18 protein-coding genes are annotated in these 20,246 nt (G+C 59.4%); 14 read left to right on the top strand and 4 right to left on the bottom strand.

The annotated features are described in order from the left end of the window. Window positions 1-158 (bottom strand): hypothetical protein (locus IT350_09675; GenBank protein MCC6158310.1); only part of this gene is annotated, 158 nt, incomplete at its 3' end. A gap of 137 nt (window positions 159-295) precedes the next feature. Then, entirely contained in the window at window positions 296-670 is a 375-nt protein-coding gene (locus IT350_09670; GenBank protein ID MCC6158309.1) for a hypothetical protein, read from the bottom strand. Between the two features lie 244 nt (window positions 671-914). On the opposite strand from IT350_09670, the gene tesB reads away from it, so the two are divergent. The 4 genes from tesB to IT350_09650 all read left to right on the top strand — a co-directional run bounded on the left by tesB (window position 915) and on the right by IT350_09650 (window position 4,523). Then, window positions 915-1,784: an acyl-CoA thioesterase II gene (gene tesB / locus IT350_09665; GenBank protein ID MCC6158308.1), complete on the top strand. Its 870-nt coding sequence runs from the start codon at window positions 915-917 to the stop codon at window positions 1,782-1,784. Between the two features lie 3 nt (window positions 1,785-1,787). Further along, window positions 1,788-2,939 carry an IPT/TIG domain-containing protein gene (locus IT350_09660; GenBank protein MCC6158307.1) on the top strand — a complete coding sequence of 384 codons (1,152 nt, stop codon included), beginning with the start codon at window positions 1,788-1,790 and terminating at the stop codon, window positions 2,937-2,939. 168 nt (window positions 2,940-3,107) lie between these two features. Further along, window positions 3,108-3,515 carry a hemerythrin family protein gene (locus IT350_09655; GenBank protein ID MCC6158306.1) on the top strand — a complete coding sequence of 136 codons (408 nt, stop codon included), beginning with the start codon at window positions 3,108-3,110 and terminating at the stop codon, window positions 3,513-3,515. Window positions 3,516-3,743: 228 nt separating this feature from the next. Continuing rightward, window positions 3,744-4,523 (top strand): VOC family protein, encoded by a 780-nt coding sequence (locus tag IT350_09650; GenBank protein ID MCC6158305.1) that lies wholly within the window; start codon window positions 3,744-3,746, stop codon window positions 4,521-4,523. Between the two features lie 75 nt (window positions 4,524-4,598). Here the strand turns inward: IT350_09650 and IT350_09645 are convergent, their stop codons facing one another. Next, window positions 4,599-5,495, bottom strand: coding sequence for an ABC transporter permease (locus IT350_09645; protein ID MCC6158304.1), 897 nt, complete (start codon window positions 5,493-5,495; stop codon window positions 4,599-4,601). Then, complete coding sequence (locus tag IT350_09640; GenBank protein MCC6158303.1) at window positions 5,492-6,352, bottom strand: ABC transporter permease; 861 nt, start codon at window positions 6,350-6,352, stop codon at window positions 5,492-5,494. Before IT350_09640 ends, IT350_09645 begins: the two co-directional genes overlap by 4 nt. A gap of 453 nt (window positions 6,353-6,805) precedes the next feature. Between IT350_09640 and IT350_09635 the strand changes: the two genes are divergently transcribed. The 10 genes from IT350_09635 to IT350_09590 all read left to right on the top strand — a co-directional run. Then, entirely contained in the window at window positions 6,806-7,621 is an 816-nt protein-coding gene (locus IT350_09635) for a hypothetical protein (GenBank protein MCC6158302.1), read from the top strand. 9 nt (window positions 7,622-7,630) lie between these two features. Further along, window positions 7,631-8,617 carry a hypothetical protein gene (locus IT350_09630; protein MCC6158301.1) on the top strand — a complete coding sequence of 329 codons (987 nt, stop codon included), beginning with the start codon at window positions 7,631-7,633 and terminating at the stop codon, window positions 8,615-8,617. After that, window positions 8,598-11,321 (top strand): hypothetical protein, encoded by a 2,724-nt coding sequence (locus IT350_09625; GenBank protein ID MCC6158300.1) that lies wholly within the window; start codon window positions 8,598-8,600, stop codon window positions 11,319-11,321. The genes IT350_09630 and IT350_09625 overlap by 20 nt, the downstream gene beginning before the upstream one ends. A gap of 124 nt (window positions 11,322-11,445) precedes the next feature. Then, entirely contained in the window at window positions 11,446-12,264 is an 819-nt protein-coding gene (gene proC, locus IT350_09620; protein ID MCC6158299.1) for a pyrroline-5-carboxylate reductase, read from the top strand. A gap of 26 nt (window positions 12,265-12,290) precedes the next feature. Further along, on the top strand, window positions 12,291-13,769 hold the full coding sequence (locus tag IT350_09615; GenBank protein ID MCC6158298.1) for a hypothetical protein: 1,479 nt from the start codon (window positions 12,291-12,293) through the stop codon (window positions 13,767-13,769). A 105-nt stretch (window positions 13,770-13,874) separates the two neighbouring features. Next, window positions 13,875-15,386: a carboxypeptidase M32 gene (locus IT350_09610; protein ID MCC6158297.1), complete on the top strand. Its 1,512-nt coding sequence runs from the start codon at window positions 13,875-13,877 to the stop codon at window positions 15,384-15,386. A gap of 75 nt (window positions 15,387-15,461) precedes the next feature. Continuing rightward, entirely contained in the window at window positions 15,462-16,475 is a 1,014-nt protein-coding gene (locus IT350_09605) for a ThiF family adenylyltransferase (GenBank protein MCC6158296.1), read from the top strand. Window positions 16,476-16,488: 13 nt separating this feature from the next. After that, window positions 16,489-19,140 (top strand): PBP1A family penicillin-binding protein, encoded by a 2,652-nt coding sequence (locus IT350_09600; protein ID MCC6158295.1) that lies wholly within the window; start codon window positions 16,489-16,491, stop codon window positions 19,138-19,140. A gap of 140 nt (window positions 19,141-19,280) precedes the next feature. Further along, a complete protein-coding gene (locus IT350_09595) occupies window positions 19,281-19,943 on the top strand; it encodes a succinate dehydrogenase cytochrome b subunit (protein MCC6158294.1) in 663 nt (220 codons plus the stop codon). A 13-nt stretch (window positions 19,944-19,956) separates the two neighbouring features. Further along, window positions 19,957-20,246: FAD-binding protein (locus IT350_09590; GenBank protein ID MCC6158293.1), on the top strand; the 290-nt coding region annotated here is incomplete at its 3' end.

Raw genomic sequence — 20,246 nt, 5'->3', positions numbered from 1 at the left:
GGCGCGGGCGGGAAATCGCCCATCCACGCGCCGAGGCCGTTGATCGCGCGGATCGTGCCGTTCGGCGCGAGCACGAAGATCGCGCCCACGCACGCGAACATGATCGACCAGCCGCGTAAAAAAAGACGCAGAAACCGAGCCAGCGCCGCGTTTTGCATGATGAGCCCCGAGAAGATCGCGGGGCATCATCGGTCGAAGTTGGATTGGTGGCAACATGATCGCGCATCAAAAACGGCGGGGCCGCCCGAAGGCGACCCCGCTGAAAAATCGATGTGTGACGTCATGTGTGCCGCGCTCAGACCTCGTAACAGACGGGCACGCACGTATCGACGCACGCCGAGGTCGCATCGCAATCGACCGCCGAGGCGGTGCAATCGCAAAGGCAGTCCTCGATCGCCTGTCGGCCTTCCTCGGTCAGGCAATCGGAGACGACGGCCTCGGCGCAAAATTCCACGTCGTCATAGTAATCGCACGCCACGATCGCCGCGCACGCGTCCTCCAGACCGCACGCGGCATCGTCATCCGCCGCATCGTCGTCCGACGCGTCATCGTCAGTCGCGTCGTCATCATCGTCATCATCGTCATCGTCGTCGCCGCAGGCCACGACGGTCACGACGAACACGATGAACGCGATCGCCGCAAACACCAGATAACCGTTCTGTTCACGCATCTCGAAATCTCCCTGCCGCCGCCCAGCGGCGTGCGGTCAAGGTTCTCGCAAATGTCGTGCCTTGTTCGGCATTCCATCGAAATCGGCCATGATTGGTAAAATATTTTCATGAAGTGACCGATTCGGTCCCGGTTTTCCGTGCGAGGACGATGAAAATCCGAGACCTCGATTTCGCATTCGCGTGGAGTATGAAGGATGCTATGGTGGCCGAATCGACGCACAGTCCCACCGATCGGGAGCCGTCATGACCGTACCGCGTTCGCCGCTTGCCGAACTCCTGTCCGTGCTCGAACTCGAACGGATCGAGGACACGATATTTCGCGGCACGAGCATGGATCTGGGTTTCGGCAACATCTTCGGTGGCCAGGTGCTCGGGCAGTCGCTCTCGGCGGCGATCCGCACGGTGCCCGCCGACCGTCACGTGCACAGTCTGCACGGTTACTTCATGCGTCCCGGCGATCCCGCGCGGCCGATCATCTATCAGGTCGATTGCATCCGCGACGGCAAGAGCTTCACGACCCGGCGCGTCGTGGCGATCCAAAAGGGCGACGCGATCTTTTCGATGGCCGCGTCGTTTCAGGTGGCCGAGCAGGGATTCGAGCATCAGGACATCATGCCGGACATCCCCGGGCCCGAGGGCTATGCGTCGGAATACGAACTGGTGAACCGCTTCATCGACCGCATCCCGGAGCCCATCCGCGCGAACCTGACCGCCGAGCGGCCGATCGAAATCCGGCCCATCGATCCGATGAATCCCTTCGCTCCCGAAAAGAAACCGGCGCATCGGTTCTCGTGGTTCCGCGCCTCCGAGCGCCTGCCCGACGACCCGATGGTGCATCGATATCTGCTCGCTTACGCGTCGGACTTCGGCCTGATCCAGACCTCGATGAACCCGCACGGTCACACGTTTTTTGAGCCGTCGATGCACGTCGCGAGTCTCGACCATGCCCTGTGGTTTCAGCGCGATTTCCGGATGGACGAATGGCTTCTCTACGCGATGCACAGTCCCACGGCCGCGGGTGCGCGCGGGCTCAACTTCGGCCACATCTACGACACGCAGGGCCGCCTCGTCGCGTCGATCGCGCAGGAAGGACTGATCCGCTTTCGGGGGTGAGAGATGCGGCAAAAGCGCTTCGTCGCCTGGATCCTGCTCTCGTTGGTGATCGTTTCGTGCGGCGATGATGACGATGATTCGCCCGTCGACACGTCTGAAGACGATGATGCGTCCGACGATAATGACACGTCTGACGATGATGACACGTCCGACGATGATGATACGTCCGACGACGATGCGATCGACGACGACGCTCCACTCGCGCTCGACGCCGTCACGCCCGATCGCGGCGGCGCATCAGCCATTACGTCGGTGACCTTGTCGGGTGCGGGATTCGACGATTCGCTTCGCGTCTTTCTCGGCGGCGACCAGATCGTGGATGTCGAAGTCGTATCGGCGAACGAGGCGCGCGTCGCGTTTGGCCCGGTGGACCTGACTGAAATCGGTCCCCGCGACGTGCGCGTCGTGCGCGGCGGCGAAAACGCGGGGATCGAAGACGCCTTCACGTTCGAATTCGACGAGGACCCGATCGTCTTCGTCCACGGATACGTCGTCACCGCATCTGAGTGGGACGTGATGATCGAGCGCTTCCGCGCGATCGGGTATCCCGAAGACGCGCTTTGGCCCATCGCGTACAGCAGTTCGATCCAGAGCAGCCGCGTGAACGCGCGCGACGAGCTGGCCCCGTTCGTGGACGAGGTGCTCGCGGCGACGGGAGCGGAGCGCGTGGACATCGTCGCGCACAGCATGGGCGGGCTGTCGACGCGGCTTTGGATCAGGAGCTACGGCGGCGGCGACCGGGTGCTCGACTACGTTTCGCTCGCGGGAACGCACCACGGCACCGCGCTGTCGTGCCTGATTCCGTGGCTGGGAGAAGGCTCGGCGGAAACTTGCCCGATCTACGCCGGCGAAGACGAGAGTGTGAACCTCGTTCAATGGGACCTGAACGGCGATCCCGACACGGAAGACGTCGACGAAACCCCATTCGGCGTCGAGGACGGCGGCGGCATCCACTGGAACGCGCTGCGCACCGATGCGGACATCATCGATGTGCCATCGCACACGTGCTGCCTCAACCAGCAATTCCGGGGCGATTGCTCCGATGCCGTCAACATCGAGGTCCACGGCGTGGGGCATATCGAGATGGCGTTCGACGAGGGCGTTTTCGAGCTGACGCGCGATCTGCTGCGCGCGCACAACGCCTCGCATCCGTAAGCGATCCTCGTCGCGAGATCCTGAATATTCCACATCGCTCAAATCCCCACGCGAGCGTTTCTTCGTCGGCGTCCGCCGCTCTCAAGTTCATCCCGGCTCGGTCCGATAGCACGTTGGGAACGCCGCTACGGCGTTAGTGGCGATTGCGATGACACGGTGGGGTCGTCGATGAGTCTCATGACTTGGAAGACCGAGTATTCGGTCGGCGTCACGAAGTTCGATACCCAGCACAAGCGTCTGATCGATCTGCTCAACACCCTGCACGACGCGATGATGAAGGGCCAGGGTCAGGGTGCGCTGGAGCCGACGCTGGCCGAGCTGATTCGCTACACGCAGACGCATTTCGAGGACGAAGAGAAGGCGTTCGCGGCGGCGGGGTATCCGGAGTCGTTCCAGCACCGGCAGGAACATCAGGCGCTGATCAAGCAGGTGGCGGACATCAAGAAGCGGTTCGACGCGGGCGAAATCGCGCTTTCGCTGGTGACGACGGCATTCCTGCAGGACTGGCTGCAAAACCACATCCTCGGCACCGACAAACGTTACGGACCGTTCCTGAACCAGCACGGCATCCGCTGAACGACGCCACAGAGCCGGCGCGAGTCCGGCGGGCGATCGCTCCCGTTTTTCCCCAAGATCCTCGCCGAAACCTGACGGCGATCATTGTTCGTTTTTTGTTCGCTTTTTATTCTCGCCTGTGCTAAGGTCATGTCGTTTCCCGATGGCATGCGCTCGCGTTGCGCGTCACGCGATGGTGTGCATCGGGAATCCTCGACACCAACACAATTTCGAACATGGGGGTGCGTCATGGGGAAGGTGGAACACGGTCAGGTGGTTTGGCATGAGCTGATGACGCCCGATCCCGCGGGGGCCAAGGCGTTCTACGGCGGGCTCTTCGGGTGGACGTTCAACGACTACAACATTCCGGGCATGCCGCCGTATTCGATGTTCGGTGAGAGCATGGAGAAAACCTCGGGCGGGTTCTGCGACGCCAACATGATTCCCGGCAACCCGCCGCCGCACTGGCTATGTTACTGGCACGTGGACGACGTGAATGCGATCCCCGCGCAGGTGGAGTCTCTGGGCGGTCAGGTCATGGTTCCCCCGACGGACATCCCGTCGGTCGGGCGGTTTTCCATCGCCACCGACAGCGATGGCGCGGTCTTCGCCGTCATCACGATGGCCGATCTCGACAAGTACATGGGTCTGCCGCAGGGAGCGGGCACGTTCTGCTGGTACGAACTGCACGCGAAGGACGCGGCGAAGGTGACGGGTTTCTACGAGAACCTCTACAAGTGGGGCCGGCAGCCGATGGACATGGGCCCGATGGGCACCTACCACATCATGACGCGCGGCGAGCAGCAGGTCGCGGGCGCGATGAACATCCCGCCGCACGAGACCTACCCCTCGATGTGGTTGCCCTATATCGCGGTGGACGACGTGGACGCGTCCGCGACGAAGGCGTCCGGCCTCGGCGGCAAGATCCTGCTCGCGCCGACCGACATCCCGAACGTCGGTCGCTTCTCGGTCGTCATGGACCCGCAGGGTGCGGTGTTCGCGTTGTATCGCACCAAGAATCCGGCTTGATGAAATCCGCATAGGACGAACGGGCGGGGGGCCGATCGGTCCCCCGTCATTTCTTCCGGCGCGTTTACAGGCGCCTCAGTAGTTGGTTGTCTGGTCTAGCACGCCGCGGCGCTTGGCGTTGTTTTCGCATGCGCGAAACACCCAGAACGCCGATGCGGTGAACGCGACCGTGAGCGCGGCGAGCACGCCCATGAGCGGCGCGTTGCCGATGCCCTTGAGCACCGGCGAGAATCCGAGACCGCCGAACGCGCGACGCACGAGCTCCATCCAGTAGGTCATGGGCAGCGCCATGCCGACAGCGCGTGCGACGAGCGGCATCGCGTCGACGGGGTAGAGCACGCCGCAGGTCAGCAGAAACACCGCGCCCGCCCCCTCGGCCATCATCATCGAATGGCGCGCGGTGATGAGGCAGACGCCGGCGAAGATCATGCCCATCGCCGCCGCCGACACGATGCCCATCACGGTAGCCGGGACGAGCAGATGCCAGTGGATGTGCGCGAAGCCGACGGGCATCGCCAGCGCGGTTGCGGCGAAGACCAAAATGATTGCGAGGCTCACGAGCGCGATGACCAGCACGATGAGCGCCCGGCCCAGGATGTAGAGCCAGAACGGCGAAGGCGCCATGTAGATGTAGCGGATGATGCGAAAGTGCTCGCGGTCCTGGATGATGACCCACGCCACGCCGCCCGCCACGGCGACGAAGATCGTGAAAAACGCGTTGCCGACGTAGATCGAAATGAACGTCGGGTCCGCCGCCGGGTTCGCGCTCACGACCATGTAGAGGTAGTACAGGATCATGCACAGGGCCATGGGCCGCACCGCGGCGTAGAGGATGTAGACCCAGGTGGAGGTCCAGTTCGACTCCATCTGCCAGCCGATCCACATGGCGTGACGCAGCGTCGCGGCCAGGTGCCGCCAGGACGACATCCGTTCCTCGGGAGCGATCGTCGTGTGTGCGGTTCCCGGCGTCACAGCCACTTCTCCGTGAGCGTGCCGTCGCGCCGGCCCTTCTCCGCCATGCGTCGCATCAGCCAGAGCGCGAGCACGCCGAAGACGACCGTCACGCCCGCGAGCAGCGCGATCTCGACGGGCACCGAAAGGAATTTGAGCGCTTCGGCGCCGGGCAGCGTGAGCTGGCGGATGCCGTCGAGCCCGAGCGTGATTGGGATGATCGACGCGATCATCGACACGATGAGGCCCATGTTGCGCACCGGGTAGAACATGCCCGTGAGCATGTAGACCGGCTCCATGAGCGCGATGTTGATCTTGATGCCCTTGCGTCCCGTGACGAAATACACGCTCGACGCGGCCATGCCCATGGCGAACAGCGCGGTCAGCGTGAGCGAAAAAACGGCGACGAGCAGCGGCCACGACGACACGGTGAGCGGCACGCGGAAAAACAATACGCCCAGCACCAGAATCCCCGCCGTACGCAGCCCGCCCATGAACATGCCGCCCACGGCCATGCCGATCAGCAGGGCGATCGGGTCCGCCGGCGACGACAGGTAGATGTCCAGGTTGCCCATCTCCTTTTCCCAGTAGAGCTGCATGGCCATCGACCACAGCACGACGATCCAGAACGGGATCATCGCGCCGCCGAGCACCACCATGCCCTCGTAAATCGGCGGCTGGCCGAGCGAGCGGTAGAGGAAGATGTACGCGGTCACCGACAGGATCGGCAGGAACACCTCGGAGGCGAGCCACGAGAGTTCGCGGTTCGCGCCGATGATGCGCACGTACGCCCGCGCCGATGCCGCGCGGGTCCACAGGTTGAGCGTGTCGCCGAAGGTCATGCCGATTCCGTTCGCATCCGGTGCGGCCCTATCCAAGGGCGCATCGCCGCAATCGTCAAGCGCGATTCGCGAAACGACGCTCTCGGAATCCTCAGATTTCGCAGGTTTCGCGCGCGAATATCCGTCCGGAAGGCTCGAAAATCCCTATTGTGGCCGCCACGGCGGCTTTCGCGACACGCCCATTTATCGAGGGATTCGCCATGCTCCGCAAATTCTCTGCCGAAACCGAATGGAGCCTGAGCGAAATGGGCGATCTCCAGTTTGCTCGACGTTGCGCAGCAACGCTTGACAAAGGGTATTGCACTTGGTATCAGTGCCACTCTCGGTCTAGTATTCGGAGGTGAAGGTGGTGGCGGGGGTCATTCCCATACGACGCTCTCTCCGGTATCGCGCGCGGAATTCGCGGTGCCTTTGTGCATCACCGTTACGAAAGCGAGCTTCAGAAAGTAGCAGATTCCTTTTCGCCTTTGAATTATTTGGGGGTTGCTAATGACTCTAAAAATTTTCAACAGAAATCGAAGTTACGACATATCCAATGGAAACGCGCTGGCGAGCACTTACAATAAGTTCGATATAGATTTTATAAACAACGGATTAAGTGCGTCGTCAAGCCCAGCCGATGTCAACCGCTTTATAAATGGCACATCTATGACATTCGCACTTAAAGGATTACGTCAACCGAACAAAATCTCTTTAGGCGATATCGTTCATTTTCTATCGTTGTCGAATTATTGCGAATACTATTTTAAGTCTATACGAAGCAGTTTTGGCATGTCGGCTTCTGACGCCGAAGTCTTTCTTTTGAATGAAATTTCTACGTTAGAGTCGAGGGGATTACCGCCGAAAATAGAGTCCATACACGTAGATACATCGAGTTTCATTCGCGGCGGTCGCCCGTTCTTCTTTGCGACGACTGATAATCATGTAAAAGCGACTATTGCAACATATCCGAGTGATTGCTCGACTCAAATCGTTCGAGGTTGTGGACTGACACCTAGCAATTTCGATGGGCAACGTCTTGTTTCCATTACAATTAAAAATAATTTACTAAATGCTGTCCGCCTACGAGCTCCGACGACGCTCGATGCGGGATGCAATCTTTTCTTCGCTCCCTCGGTTCAGGGGCATCCCGATGACGGCATGGGTCGCGCGAGAAATCTCATCAACTTGGCCAAGGACGCTCCGGAGGTAGTCGTCGAGCAAATTTCGATTACAAAAGCGATTGATGATATTTACGTACTGAAAGAAGTTTCGCCGATCGCCAGTACACCCACAGAATCTGATATGATGGGAATTACCCTATAGGAGATGAAAATGCCACGCTCGGAAGACGGGAGCACTAACCATAATCACAAGCAAGAATCGAAACAAAGTATAGCTAAAAATTTGTCCGACATGAATGATGAGCGATTTTACGAATGGCTTGTTAATTATATACGGACTGGGGAGCCGGAGTTTTCGGACTACGCACCCTATCGAGATTCGTTTAGAGACTTCCTTCCGTTGTTAAGGAGGTTTGCCATCGAAGATAGCTCCTTGGATCGTAAATTCATAAAGTACTTACCAAGTCTCTTCGAACAATCATCAATTGTCGGATCAAAAACAACTGTAATTCGCTTGATGAATGTCAGCGAAAACTTGCAGTACGCCATAGCTGTTGATAAGGCGTGGAACGTCATTAAAAAAGCTGAGCGAGGAGAGTTGCGAGAAATATACGATAAAGTCGTTCAAAAGTGGGATGAAGAGTTCCTCGACGCCTTCGCGGACTTTATCGTCAATATTGGAAAAACGAAGAAAGTATTGTCATTGGCGATGTGGTTGTTAAAAAACGGTAAGAAGGAGCACGTTGCTCGTTCGATTAGAGCAGCGTGTTTAACTCACTCGTACAGTGATTGCCATAAAATATTTAATGCGGAACTATTTAATATATGCAAGGGGCGATTTGGCGAAAGCGAATACATTGAGGCACTCGCCCAACTGCTTAATATTATACTGCGATACGATATCAGAAGCGAAAGCCAAATAGAGCGATTCATCAAAGGGGTGTTCCGTCTGAATTGGGGCACTGAGTATTACGCTGGATTCGTAAAAATCATTAAATTATGTGGGTATATTCCGCATCCAGCGTTAAATGTAAGAGTAGTGAATAATAAACCTAACAAGGTTATAGTAGAGTACCATGGTATTGGGGAAAAGCAAATTGGTCAATTTGTTCCAGATTTGGATGAAGACGCCGAAAACTGGGTAAAGAAATGGATGCCACAAATGCCCGGCAGAGAGGATGCCTATGGTGCTCCATGATATCGGAAGATCGTCGACGAATCGAAGCGGAAATTCATTTTCAGCTCGCGCCCAGAGAATTGGGCGCTTGACGAGAAGAGTGAAATCATTATGCTACGATCTTCGCTTTAAGAGAGATGGCGGCAGAATATTCTATGCCGTTGACTATTCCGAAATCCATTCATTTGTATACCTTGGTGCAAATTTGGAAGAAAGAGGTATGATGCTCAATCAATTCGGTTTATGGCCAATAGCCTCAGATGTCATTTCAAAACAGGCCATTCTTTCTAGGGAGCAAGAGCAGGTCCGTGTGGCTTTGGATTTTATGCTGAGTAAAAAATTCACCAATAACTTATATATTTTGAAACCTCATCTACGCGAATTCTATTCATACTACGAACTGGCGGTAGCAGAATCGGCGGATAGGAGAACAAAAGTACACGCGCTCTACGAATCGATGAAAGATAGATATCCGAAACTGCTGGAAATTGCACGGAATGCAGAGAACACATCGGTCAACTTTAATGAAAAACAGGATCATGAAATTAAAGAAATATTTAGCTTTGTGGATGAAGGATTCTTAGAGCTGGCGAGCGATTTGGTAGATATATGGAGTGACTATCAAAAATCTCCAAACCCGAATTATCAACGATTAATCAACGATGCAAGTAGAAATATGAGATTCTTTAGCGACGAGTTATCCAACGAACTGATTCGAGAGGGTGCAAGCCCAGTCATAAAGAAGATATTTGATGTAACTTCAGATATGGTGCGCCAAGATTCAACAAAATATTTTCAAAGGCTTCAAGCGCTGCGACCAAAAAAAGAATGGGCTAACTACAACGATTCCGAAGCACTTGGAATAGTCAAAAATGCATCTGAAATCCTAGAAAAGCAAGGCGGCAATGCCCGGCTCTGTATGATCACCCGAAGTCAAGTTTTGCGAGAAATTGCAAGCGAAGTTAATGAATGCGAAGAGGACTTTCCGGATATTGATCGAGAATATAGGAGGCCGGCGTTTCGAGGTAGTTTTAGACATCCCGAGACGGTGTTTCTGGATCTTCTTCATTTCGATGAAGATTACGACAAGCGAATAAGTCGACTTGAAGAGACGGAAGCCGCTCTATCATCACTAATGAAGTTAGTTAGCGATGCCGAACGAGATGCGAATAGGACAAGGAAGAGAGGGCTAAGTGAAAGATTGAATGAACTATATAATGAAACCGCTTCTAGGTGGGAAATACACGTAAATAGATTATTGGCTGCATCAGCGATAAACTTGCCATCGTGGACCAGCGTGGAAAGTCAGAAACAAAATAGGTCAAATGTAAGAGAAAATGATATAAATCTAAGGAGTGTGGATTTGATCCAAGATGAAAGCGGAAAGGAAATGAAGGATGAAAGTGAAGGCATTCTAAAGAGGTTATGGCAAATATTCAAAGATGACGAATTCAGAACGACAATCTTGGAATTTCAGGTGCCGCAATCGCAAATGGATATGTCGAAGTTGTCCGCAGAAATGAACGTCGAATACATTAGTTCAGTTAGAAATTCGGAGGAGAATTTTCTTCGCTTGGTATTGGGGCTCAGTGTCGATTACATATCGTGCACAGTCACGCCATGTTCGTTTCTGCATCCAATAGCGTGTAGTATCAAATTTAGAAATCGGAAGTATTTTCAAATAGCAGAAAAATTAAATGGAAGTCTAGATTCGGGAAAAGGCGGACTTCCGGTAAAGGAGGCAGTGTTGAGATTGATGGAAGAAATAGAAAGGGCGTTAATTGAAAATGAAGTGAATGATTTGGAGAGTGCATCTGAGAAAGCATTGTTTGTCGCATATGTTCTCGGCATGTTTGGACGATGGCGCCACTCGGTTGCGCAGGTATCGCACGCATCCATGTTGCATAACAGGATGATTAAAGTAAATGAAAACGTAGGACAAAATACTGGAAACGGTCACGCTGACTTATCTGCGGAGATTCGATATTTTAGTGCAATCGCCAATATACGTCTTGCCATGACAACAGTCGAGTCATATCTTGACTCACAAGAGGAAAAAGATCAAATTGATTACGAAATGTTGACTGATAACGTAAAGGAAAAATTGCGGAAGGAATCTTTAAAGTATTGCGATAGGGCTATCTGGCATATGAACAAATTGGGCGAACGTGAAAGATCAACTCCGAGATGTAAGAAGGAAATCGCGACGATAAGCATGTTTGCCGGAATGATTTTGGACCGACTCGAAAACTGCCAAGCGGTGCAGATAGGGAAAAAGGTGGGGAGAGAGATTGGTCAATATTTAGATAGAAACAAAGCGTTGGTGATGTTGAAGGAAATCGACGTTTCGACCCTTGATGATTACAAGTTAGGGATAGATATTGTAAATAACGAATTATACGGCATGTGTATTCTGGTTGGAGAAAAAGACACAGACGGGATTTTGAAAAAATTAGGTGAATTGATGCTGATGTACGAAAAGGCGACGACAGACAGACCCCTTCTATTTCCAGAGATGGGGATTTGGCCTTACATATTGGACACGATTGGAGAGGCATATAAGACGATAGAATACAGGGATCCAAATAGTGTCGAATGTCTCATCAGCGAAATCAGTCGCGCGATAGCAGCGCTTTTGGTTCTAGAAACGCCTGGAAAAAAGTACCGAGCTCAGCAGCTCGAGGCTATGAAAAAGGAATTGAAAGATTTGATAATAACGCAATAATGCAAAATATCTACATTGCCAGTCTAATTAGAGCAAATGTGTATTAGCAAGAAAATCGGGCAGAAAATAATGATAGTTCCGACGGCGTTAATAGATCGTCGTTGTACTTATTAGGAGAAGCGGGATGTTCGCGGACAAGACCATCGCCATCGTCGGCGCGGGCAACATGGGCGAGGTGCTGATTCGGGGCCTGATCGACGGGCGCGTCATCGAGCCGCGCCAGCTCGTAGCCGTCGAGATCATCACCGAGCGGCGCAAGCTGATCGCCGAGCGTTATGGGTGCGAGGTCACCGACGACCCGCACGCCATCGACCACGCCGACGTCATCGTACTCGCGGTCAAGCCGCAGGCCATGGACGCCACGCTCAAGACGATCGCCAAGTTCGCGCATCCGGGCCAGCTCATCGTCTCCATCGCCGCGGGCATCCACACCGACCGCATCGAGCGCGCGTTCGGCGACGTACGTGTGCCGGTGGTGCGCGTCATGCCCAATGCCCCGGCGTCCGTGCTGCAGGGGGCGAGCGCGCTCTACGCCGGCCAGTACGCCACCGACGCCGACGTGGCGCTCGCGCAGCGCATCTTCGAAGAAGTGGGCCGCGCCGTCGTCGTGAAACAGGAAGCGCTGATGGATGTCGTGACCGGGCTTTCGGGCTCCGGCCCGGCATTCATTTTTATGATGATCGAGGCGCTCTCCGACGCCGGCGTGCAGCTCGGCCTGCCGCGCAACGTGGCGAACATGCTCGCCGGGCAAACCACCTACGGCGCGGCCAAGATGTTTCTGGAAACCGGCAAGCACCCGGGAGAACTCAAGGACGTCGTGGCGACGCCCGGCGGAACGACCTTCGCCGGCCTGCGCGCGCTCGAAAAAGGCATCTTCCGTTCCACGGTCATGGACGCGGTCGAGGCCGCCACGCGCCGTAGCCGCGAACTCGGCAAGGAATGAACAGCGCTCCGCTGCCGGAGTGACGCATGCCGCATGTGAAAAGATCTGGATTCGTCGTGGCGATGTGTTTCACGGCGACGTGGGCGTTCTCAGTGCACGCGGGCGCCGACATGCTGCGCGACAAGGCCGACGCCTATCTCGAATTCTTTCTCGCGCATCACGCACCGGGCCTCGGCGGCGTGGTGAACGAGGTCGAGTTTGCCGACGAATTGCGCGCGGATGCGGTGTGCCTGCGCGGCATCGGCGACGCCACCTCGTGGAGCGGCATCGCGGCGGGCGTCGTGGCGATGCGTCACCTGCTCGAACCGACGGACGAAACGCTCGCCGATCTTCTATTCTTCACGGGCTATCTGCACGATGCGAAAGCCGTGACGCAAACTCCCGGCTACATCGCGCGTTATGTCGCGCCGGACGAGTTGCCGTTCAACTGTGAAACGCCGTCGGGCGGCGAATGGGACGTGCCGGGCGAAGGCGAGTACGCGGGATATTTTTGGATCGGCAACACGAGCCGCGACCAGTATGTGGGCTGGTTCTGGGGCAACACCTGGGCGGCCGAGGCTCTGGCCGGCGAGGACGACCCGACCGCGCGCGCCGCGCTCGAAACGATCCGCGACGACATGCGCGATGTGATCGCCACGCTCGTGGACCAAGACTGGTGGATCGTCGATCAGGACGGGCGCATCGATGGGAACGGCGCGGCGTTCGTGGAACCCTTTCGCCGCCTGTCCTGGCTCACGCAGGCCGCTGCCGTGACGGGCGACGCTTGGATCGAGGCGGAACTGGAATCACGCCGAGGGCGAATTCTCGCGCAACTCCCCATCGACGTCTGGGCCTGGCCGAACACGTACGCCGAATACTACGGGTTCCACCTGCTGTATCTCGAATTTGATGCGATCTTTCGTCTGCGGCCCGCGGGCGCCGAACTCGCACGCGTGTTCGACATCTGGGATGACAACGTGCGTCGCTATAGCGCGTGGACGCACAATCCGTGGTTCGATGCCATGTATCTGGCCGCGTGCGATCGGCTCGGTCGGTGCCGCGAGGACCGCGACGCGATCGCTGCCGACCTGCGCACGTCGCTGGGCGTGATGCGCGACGCGCCGAACGCGAAGGTGCGAGTGGAGCCGCCGCAGCTGCCGCTCGATCCGTTCTCGGTGTGGGCGCACGACCTGCTCGCGGGCTCGTCGCTGCTGGAGGATCTGTGGGATATCGACCCGCAGACGGCCGAGCCGCACTTCGTCGAGAATCGCTGCTGGACGGATTTCCTGTGGCAGCGCAGCCCCTATCACATCGACTGCGGCGAGACGGACGACAACCCCCTCAAGACCGCGCCGGGGCTCGATTACCTGCTGCCGTACTGGATGGCCGCAACGCACGGTCTTCTGCCGGAGGCGTTTCGCTCGGACGACGAGCCGGACCTCGGCGACCCGGTGAGCGACGCGGGTTCGCCGCCGTTTTCCGACCCGGACGACGAGGACGAAGAGCCGCGCCGCTGCGGCGCGTGATCGCGGCGATGCGCCACACCGACCGGTCCGTTGCGCCTTGGCCTACGCAGGAGCGCGTGTTAAGAGGGGCCGATTTGCTGCGGCCTTTTTGAATTGGAGACGACCATGGCGGCGCTCGAGGTGACCTACAACACTCTGGTGACCGATTCCAAGGAAATCACGGATCTGGGCAGCATCGCGGGGCTGCTCTCGTGGGATCAGGAAACGATGATGCCGCCCAAGGCGATCGAGGCCAAGGCGCGGCAACTCTCGCTCATGTCGGGCATCATCCACCGCCGCCAGACCGACGAAAAGCGCGGCGAGTGGATCGACAAGCTCGCCGCCGGCCTCGACACACTCGCGCCCGAGCAGCAGGCGACGGTGCTCGAATGCCGCCGCGTCTTCGACAAGCTGCGCAAACTCCCGCCCGAACTCGTGGAAGAGGAATCGCGGCTGTGCTCCCTCGCGCACGACGAGTGGATCAAGGCGCGCAAGGAATCCAAATTCGAAATCTTCGCGCCGTGGCTCGAAAAGATCTTCGCGATCAAGAAACGCATCGCCGATTATTGGGGCTATCCCGACACGCCCTACGACGCGATGCTCGACGACTACGAGCCCGGCTCGACCACGGCCAGCGTCGGCGGCGTGCTCGGCGATCTGCGCGACAAGCTCGTGCCCTGGGTGCACGGCATCGCCGCGTCGCCCGTCAAGCCGCGCACCGATTTTCTTTCGCGCGGTTTTCCCAAAGACGCGCAGCGCGAGCTCGGCCTCGCCGTGATCCGCGCGATCGGGTTCGACCTCGACGCCGGGCGCGTGGATATCAGCGCGCATCCGTTCTGCTCCGGCACGGGCAACGACGTGCGATTGACGACGCGCTATTTCGAGGACCAGCCCTTTGCCTCGTTCTACGGCATGATCCACGAAGCGGGCCACGGCCTCTACGAGCAGGGCCTGCACCCCGAGCACCTCGGCGCGCCGCTCGGCTCGTCGTCCACCATGTCCATCCACGAGTCGCAGTCCCGACTGTGGGAAAACGTGATCGGGCGCTCGAAGAGCTTCGTCGCGCACTTCGAGAAAAACCTGCGCGCCGCGTATCCCGAGCAGCTTCGCGGCGTGTCGATCGACGAGATCTACGCGGCGGTGAACCGGGTCGAGCCCTCGCTGATCCGCGTCGAGGCCGACGAGGTCACCTACGGCCTGCACATCGTGGTGCGTTTCGAGATCGAGCGCGAACTGATGTCCGGTGCCTTGCCGGTTGCCGACCTGCCCGCCGCGTGGAATGCGCGCATGGAAAAATACCTGGGCATCACGCCGCCCAACGACGCCGAGGGCTGCCTGCAGGACGTGCACTGGTCGCTCGGCCTCGTCGGCTACTTCCCGAGCTATGCGCTGGGCAGCCTGAACGCGGCGCAGCTTTTCGCCGCCGCGCGCCGCGACCTGCCGGGACTCGACGCGAAACTCGCCGCCGGCGAGTACAAGGTGTTGCTCGAATGGCTGCGTGAAAAGGTGCACCGCCTGGGCCGTCGCTACACGCCCGACGATCTGATTGAGCATGTCACCGGCAAGCGTCCCAGCGCCGACGACTTCATGGCCTACATCGCGGACAAATTCGGCGCGCTTTACGGCGTGAAGGTGTGAACGCGGCGATCCGCGTTTGTCGCCCGGCACGCACGCCATTGGCATCCGCCGCCGCGTGGCGATAGAGTTGCGCGCATGTCGGCAGTCGATCGATATCAGCGGCAGACGCTCTTCGCGCCGCTCGGTGCGGCGGGGCAGGCGCGGCTGCGTGCGGCGCGCGTCGCCGTCGTCGGCGCGGGTGCGCTGGGCACGCACCTCGTCAATCTGCTTGCGCGCGCCGGCGTCGGGTTTCTGCGCGTCATCGACCGCGATGTCGTGGAGTGGACCAACCTGCACCGGCAGGTGATGTTCGACGAGTCCGACGCGCGCGAGGGGCGCCCCAAGGCCGAGGCCGCGGCGGCGGCTGTCGGGCGTTTCAACGCCGAGGTCGCGGTCGAGGCGCGTGTCGCCGATCTGTCGCCGCGCCAAGCCGCCGAACTGCTGGGCAGCGTCGATCTGATCCTCGACGGCACCGACAACGTCGAGACGCGCTATCTCATCAACGACTTCGCGGTGATGAACGGTGTGCCGTGGATCTACGGTGGCGCGGTGGGCTCCACCGCCGTGGCGTGCGCGTTCACGCCCGGCGGCTCGTGCCTGCGCTGCCTGTGGGACGATCCGCCGCCCCCGGGATCGCTGCCGACCTGCGACACCGCGGGCGTGTTGCCGTCGGCCCCCGCCCTCGCCGCGTCGCTGCAAGCCGCGTGGGCGATGCGCTTGCTCGCGGGCGAGGCGGTCGATCCGTGGCTGTTGCAGATCGACGTGTGGGACGGCCAGACCGCGCGGGTGCGCGTGCGAAAACGCGACGACTGCAAGACCTGCGTGCGCGGCGTATACGAGTTCGCCGACGCGAAGGCGACCAGTTGGACGACCAACCTGTGCGGGCGCGGGGCGGTGCAGGTCAGTCCTCCCGAGGCGACCGCGCTCGACCTCGCGGCGCTGGCCTCGCGATTCGCGCCGCTCGGCGAAGTGCGTCGAAAGGGCCTCTATCTCGAATTCGACGTCGAGGGTCACACGCTCATGGTCTTCGCGGATTCGCGGGTGATCGTGAAAAACACGACCGATCCCGCCCGCGCGCGCACGCTCGTGGCGCGGTACCTGGGCCTGTAGGCGGGGGCGTCACGTGACCGGACCGCAGTGGGATCCCCCCGACGACGACCGCTGGAGTGTGCCGCGCCCGGCGGCGCGCTCGGCCTTGCGCAAACCGCCGAAGCGGCGCCGGTGGCTGCGTGTGCTCGCGGCGATCGTGATGATCGGTTTCGTCGCGTGCGGCGCGGCAGCGTATCTGTTCTACCGGGGTCTTGCCGAGGGGCTGCCGAAACTCGACGGCCTTCGCGACTACCGCCCGAACATCGTGAGCACGGTCTACGACCGCAAGGGTCGGCTCATGGGCGAGTTTTTCTGGGAAAACCAGCGCCGCGTCGTCGTGCCTTACGACAAAATCCCCAAGGTGCTGATCGACGCGGTGATCGCCGTCGAGGACGAGCACTTCTTCACGCACAAAGGGCTCGACTACGCTGGCATCGCGCGCGCCGCGATCCAGAACATCAAGACCGGCGAGATCAAACAGGGCGCGAGCACGATCACGATGCAGGTGTGCCGTACGTTCCTGCTCTCGCGCGAAAAAACGTGGGAACGCAAGCTGCGCGAGGCGATCCTCGCGGTGCGTCTCGAGCGCAACTTTACGAAAGAAGAGATTCTCTTTCTGTACCTGAACCAGATATTTTTCGGCAACGGCGCGTACGGGGTCGAGGCCGCGGCTTACAACTACTTCGGCAAGACGGTGTCGCAGCTTTCGCTCGGGGAGGCGGCGCTGCTCGCGGGATTACCGCAGGCGCCGTCGCGTTACAACCCCTTTGCGAATCGCGAAGCCGCGCTGGCGCGCCGAAGCCACGTTCTCGACCGCATGGTGGAGACGGGGGCGATCGACCGCGCGCAGGCCGATGCCGCGCAGGGCGAGGGTCTGCGGCTCGTCGCGCCGCCCGACCCGAACCGCGAGATCGCGCCGTACTTCACCGAGCACGTTCGCCGATACCTGATGAAAAAGTACGGTGCCGACACCGTGCTCAAGGAAGGCTTGAAGATCCACACGACCTGCGACCTCGACCTGCAAGCCGAAGCGGAAAAGGCCGTGCGCGCCGGGCTTGCCGAACTTGCGAAACGTCAGGGCTACATGGGTCCCGAGCGGCGCGTGGCGCGCGCGGACTGGCCTGAATACGTGAAGGGTCTGGAAAAACGCCGGGGCGACGTGAAGCTCGTTGCGGGTACGCGCCTAACGGGTCTCGTTACGCGCGCCGATGCGTCGGGCGCGACGATCGACGTGGGCGGCGCGATGTTCACGATGGGCTCCGGCGGCGTCGCGTGGGTCACGCGCATTGTGCGCAAGGACATGCCCGCGCGGCTCGGCCCGTTCGGCGGCGTCGATCAGGTCGTTTCGCCCGGCGACGCCGTGCTCGTGCGCGTAATCGATCCGAAGGCGAGGACGTGCGAACTCGATCAAGCGCCGCACAGCCAGGGCGCGTTGGTGTCGATGGACGTGAACACCCGCGAGGTGTTTGTCCTCGTCGGCGGCTATTCGTTCGACGACTCGCAGTTCAACCGCGCCGTTCAGGCGAAGCGCCAGCCGGGCTCCGCGTTCAAGCCCATCGTTTACGCGGCGGCGCTCGACCTCGGAATGACTCCGGCGACGCGCTTCATGGACACGGCACTCGTCTTCGCCGACGGCTGGCGGCCGGGCAACTACAGTGGGAGTTTTTCGGGCGAACTCACGATGCGGCAGGCGCTCGCGCAGTCGATCAACACGGTCACGATCCGAATCGCGCAGGCGGTGACCCCGACGTACATCGAGCGTTTCGCCAAACGCCTCGGCATCAAGAGCCTCGCGGGATCGGACCTGTCAATGGCGCTGGGCACCTACGAGGTGCTACCCGTCGAACTCATGAACGCGTACGCCGTTTTTGCGTCGGGCGGCCGGTGGGCTGACCCGATCTACGTACGCAGGATCGAGGATCGCGACGGCAACGTGATCGAGGACAACGCCCTCGCGCCGGTCGCCGAAACGGTGGAACCGCTGCCCGGCGCGCCGGACATCACGGGGCAGAAGTCGAAAATCGAACTGGAGGAGGGCGACCCCGCGTGGATGCTGCCCGAGGACTCGCCCCAGAAGATCGAGTTCCTCGAGGACTTTAACGTGAAGATGCGTTCGCTCGCGCCGCCGAAGCCCAAGGGCCCGGACCGCATCGACGACGTGCCGCTGCCCGACTGGACGCGCGACGCCAAGGGCCGGATCGTTGCGAAGCAGGTGCTCTCCGAACAGACGGCGTATCTCATCACGAGCCTCATGCAGTCGGTCATCACGCGCGGTACCGGTGGTCGTGCCGCGGCGCTGGGCAAGACCCTCGCGGGTAAGACGGGCACGACCAACGAATACGTCGACGCGTGGTTCATCGGGTACTCGCCGGAGATCCTCACCGGCGTGTGGGTCGGCAACGATGCGGGCAGTAAGCCGCTCGGGCCCGGCGAGGCGGGAAGCCGCACCGCGCTACCGATCTGGATCGAGTTCATGAAGGTGGCGCTGAAGGGTCGGGCGGACCTGCCTTTCGCCCCACCGCCGGGCATCGAAACCGCCGTGATCGACCCGGCGACCGGCCTGCTGGCGAACGATGGACAGGAAGGTGCGTACGCCGAATACTTCAAGGCGGGCACCGCTCCGATGCAGTACGCGCCGAGTCCGGATGCCCCCAAACCCGACCGATTTTTCGAAATGGACTTCTAGATCGTTGATTCCCTGCACATCTCGTGATATCCGTTACAGATCCGTTTTGACCGTCCGCGTCAAACAACCATTTGCGAATCTTCTTGTTTTTGGGGCTACTTCGACCGTCTCGTCACCTCGCCAACCGAAGGATCCCGACCGTGACCAAGACCGCCGCTAACGGGCTACTGTCGTCCATCGGCAAGAAGGAGATCGTCGCGATTTCCGGGCTGGGCGCGCTGGGCTTTCTGTGCGTCCACTTCCTCGGGAACACGACCATCTACTTCGGCCGTGAAGCCTTTAATGCCTACGCCGAACATCTGCACGCGCTGGGCGTTCTGCTCTACTACGCTGAACTCGGTCTCGCCGCGGTCTTCGCGACGCACATCGTCTTCGCCGTGTGGGTGACGCTCGAAAATTGGCGCGCGAGGCCGGTGCCCTACGCGGTGAAAGCGAAGTCCGACCAGTCCCGCTGGGCCTCGCGGCTCATGATCTGGTCCGGTCTCTACATGCTCGCCTTCATCGTGGCGCATCTCGTCAACTTCCGGGCGAAACGCGGCACGGGAGAGATCGCCGATCACGTCGGCCACCTCTTCTCAAACCCCGGCTGGGCTCTCTACTACGCCGTCTCGATGGCACTCGTCGCGTTCCACCTGTCGCACGGCATTTGGAGCGCGATGCAGACGCTCGGCATCGGCATGGCGCACGAAGGCTTCCGCCGAAACATGGAAAAAATCGCGCTCGTCATCTCGATCGTCTTCGGCATCGGCTTCGGCCTCATGCCCGTGCTGGTTTATCTGCGTCCCCTGCATTTGCTGCATTGATCGGAGCCACGTCATGGCCACACTCAATTCGAATATTCCCGGCGGTCCGATCGACACCAAATGGACCCGTCACAAGTTCGATCTGAAACTCGTCAACCCGGCGAACAAGCGCAAATTCAACATCATCGTGGTCGGGACGGGACTCGCGGGCGCATCCGCGGCGGCGAGCCTCGCCGAGCTCGGCTACCACGTGAAGAATTTCTGCTTTCAGGACAGCCCGCGGCGCGCGCACAGCATCGCCGCGCAGGGCGGCATCAACGCGGCCAAAAACTACCAAAACGACGGCGACAGCGTGTTCCGCCT

Source organism: Deltaproteobacteria bacterium, from assembly GCA_020845895.1.
In the GTDB taxonomy this organism is placed as follows: Bacteria; Lernaellota; Lernaellaia; order JACKCT01; family JACKCT01; genus JADLEX01.
The sequence above is the reverse complement of the archived record's forward strand: the minus strand, read 5'-3'. Positions and strand labels throughout refer to the sequence as shown.

What these genes read in the sequence shown, in the direction of transcription:
- proC (MCC6158299.1), top strand. Translation starts at nt 11,446, where the DNA reads ATGTTCGCGGACAAGACCATCGCCATCGTCGGCGCGGGCAACATGGGC.
- tesB (MCC6158308.1), top strand. Translation starts at nt 915, where the DNA reads ATGACCGTACCGCGTTCGCCGCTTGCCGAACTCCTGTCCGTGCTCGAA.
- IT350_09670 (MCC6158309.1), bottom strand. Translation starts at nt 670, where the DNA reads ATGCGTGAACAGAACGGTTATCTGGTGTTTGCGGCGATCGCGTTCATC.
- IT350_09625 (MCC6158300.1), top strand. Translation starts at nt 8,598, where the DNA reads ATGCCTATGGTGCTCCATGATATCGGAAGATCGTCGACGAATCGAAGC.
- IT350_09635 (MCC6158302.1), top strand. Translation starts at nt 6,806, where the DNA reads ATGACTCTAAAAATTTTCAACAGAAATCGAAGTTACGACATATCCAAT.
- IT350_09615 (MCC6158298.1), top strand. Translation starts at nt 12,291, where the DNA reads ATGCCGCATGTGAAAAGATCTGGATTCGTCGTGGCGATGTGTTTCACG.
- IT350_09650 (MCC6158305.1), top strand. Translation starts at nt 3,744, where the DNA reads ATGGGGAAGGTGGAACACGGTCAGGTGGTTTGGCATGAGCTGATGACG.
- IT350_09655 (MCC6158306.1), top strand. Translation starts at nt 3,108, where the DNA reads ATGAGTCTCATGACTTGGAAGACCGAGTATTCGGTCGGCGTCACGAAG.
- IT350_09660 (MCC6158307.1), top strand. Translation starts at nt 1,788, where the DNA reads ATGCGGCAAAAGCGCTTCGTCGCCTGGATCCTGCTCTCGTTGGTGATC.
- IT350_09610 (MCC6158297.1), top strand. Translation starts at nt 13,875, where the DNA reads ATGGCGGCGCTCGAGGTGACCTACAACACTCTGGTGACCGATTCCAAG.
- IT350_09630 (MCC6158301.1), top strand. Translation starts at nt 7,631, where the DNA reads ATGCCACGCTCGGAAGACGGGAGCACTAACCATAATCACAAGCAAGAA.
- IT350_09605 (MCC6158296.1), top strand. Translation starts at nt 15,462, where the DNA reads ATGTCGGCAGTCGATCGATATCAGCGGCAGACGCTCTTCGCGCCGCTC.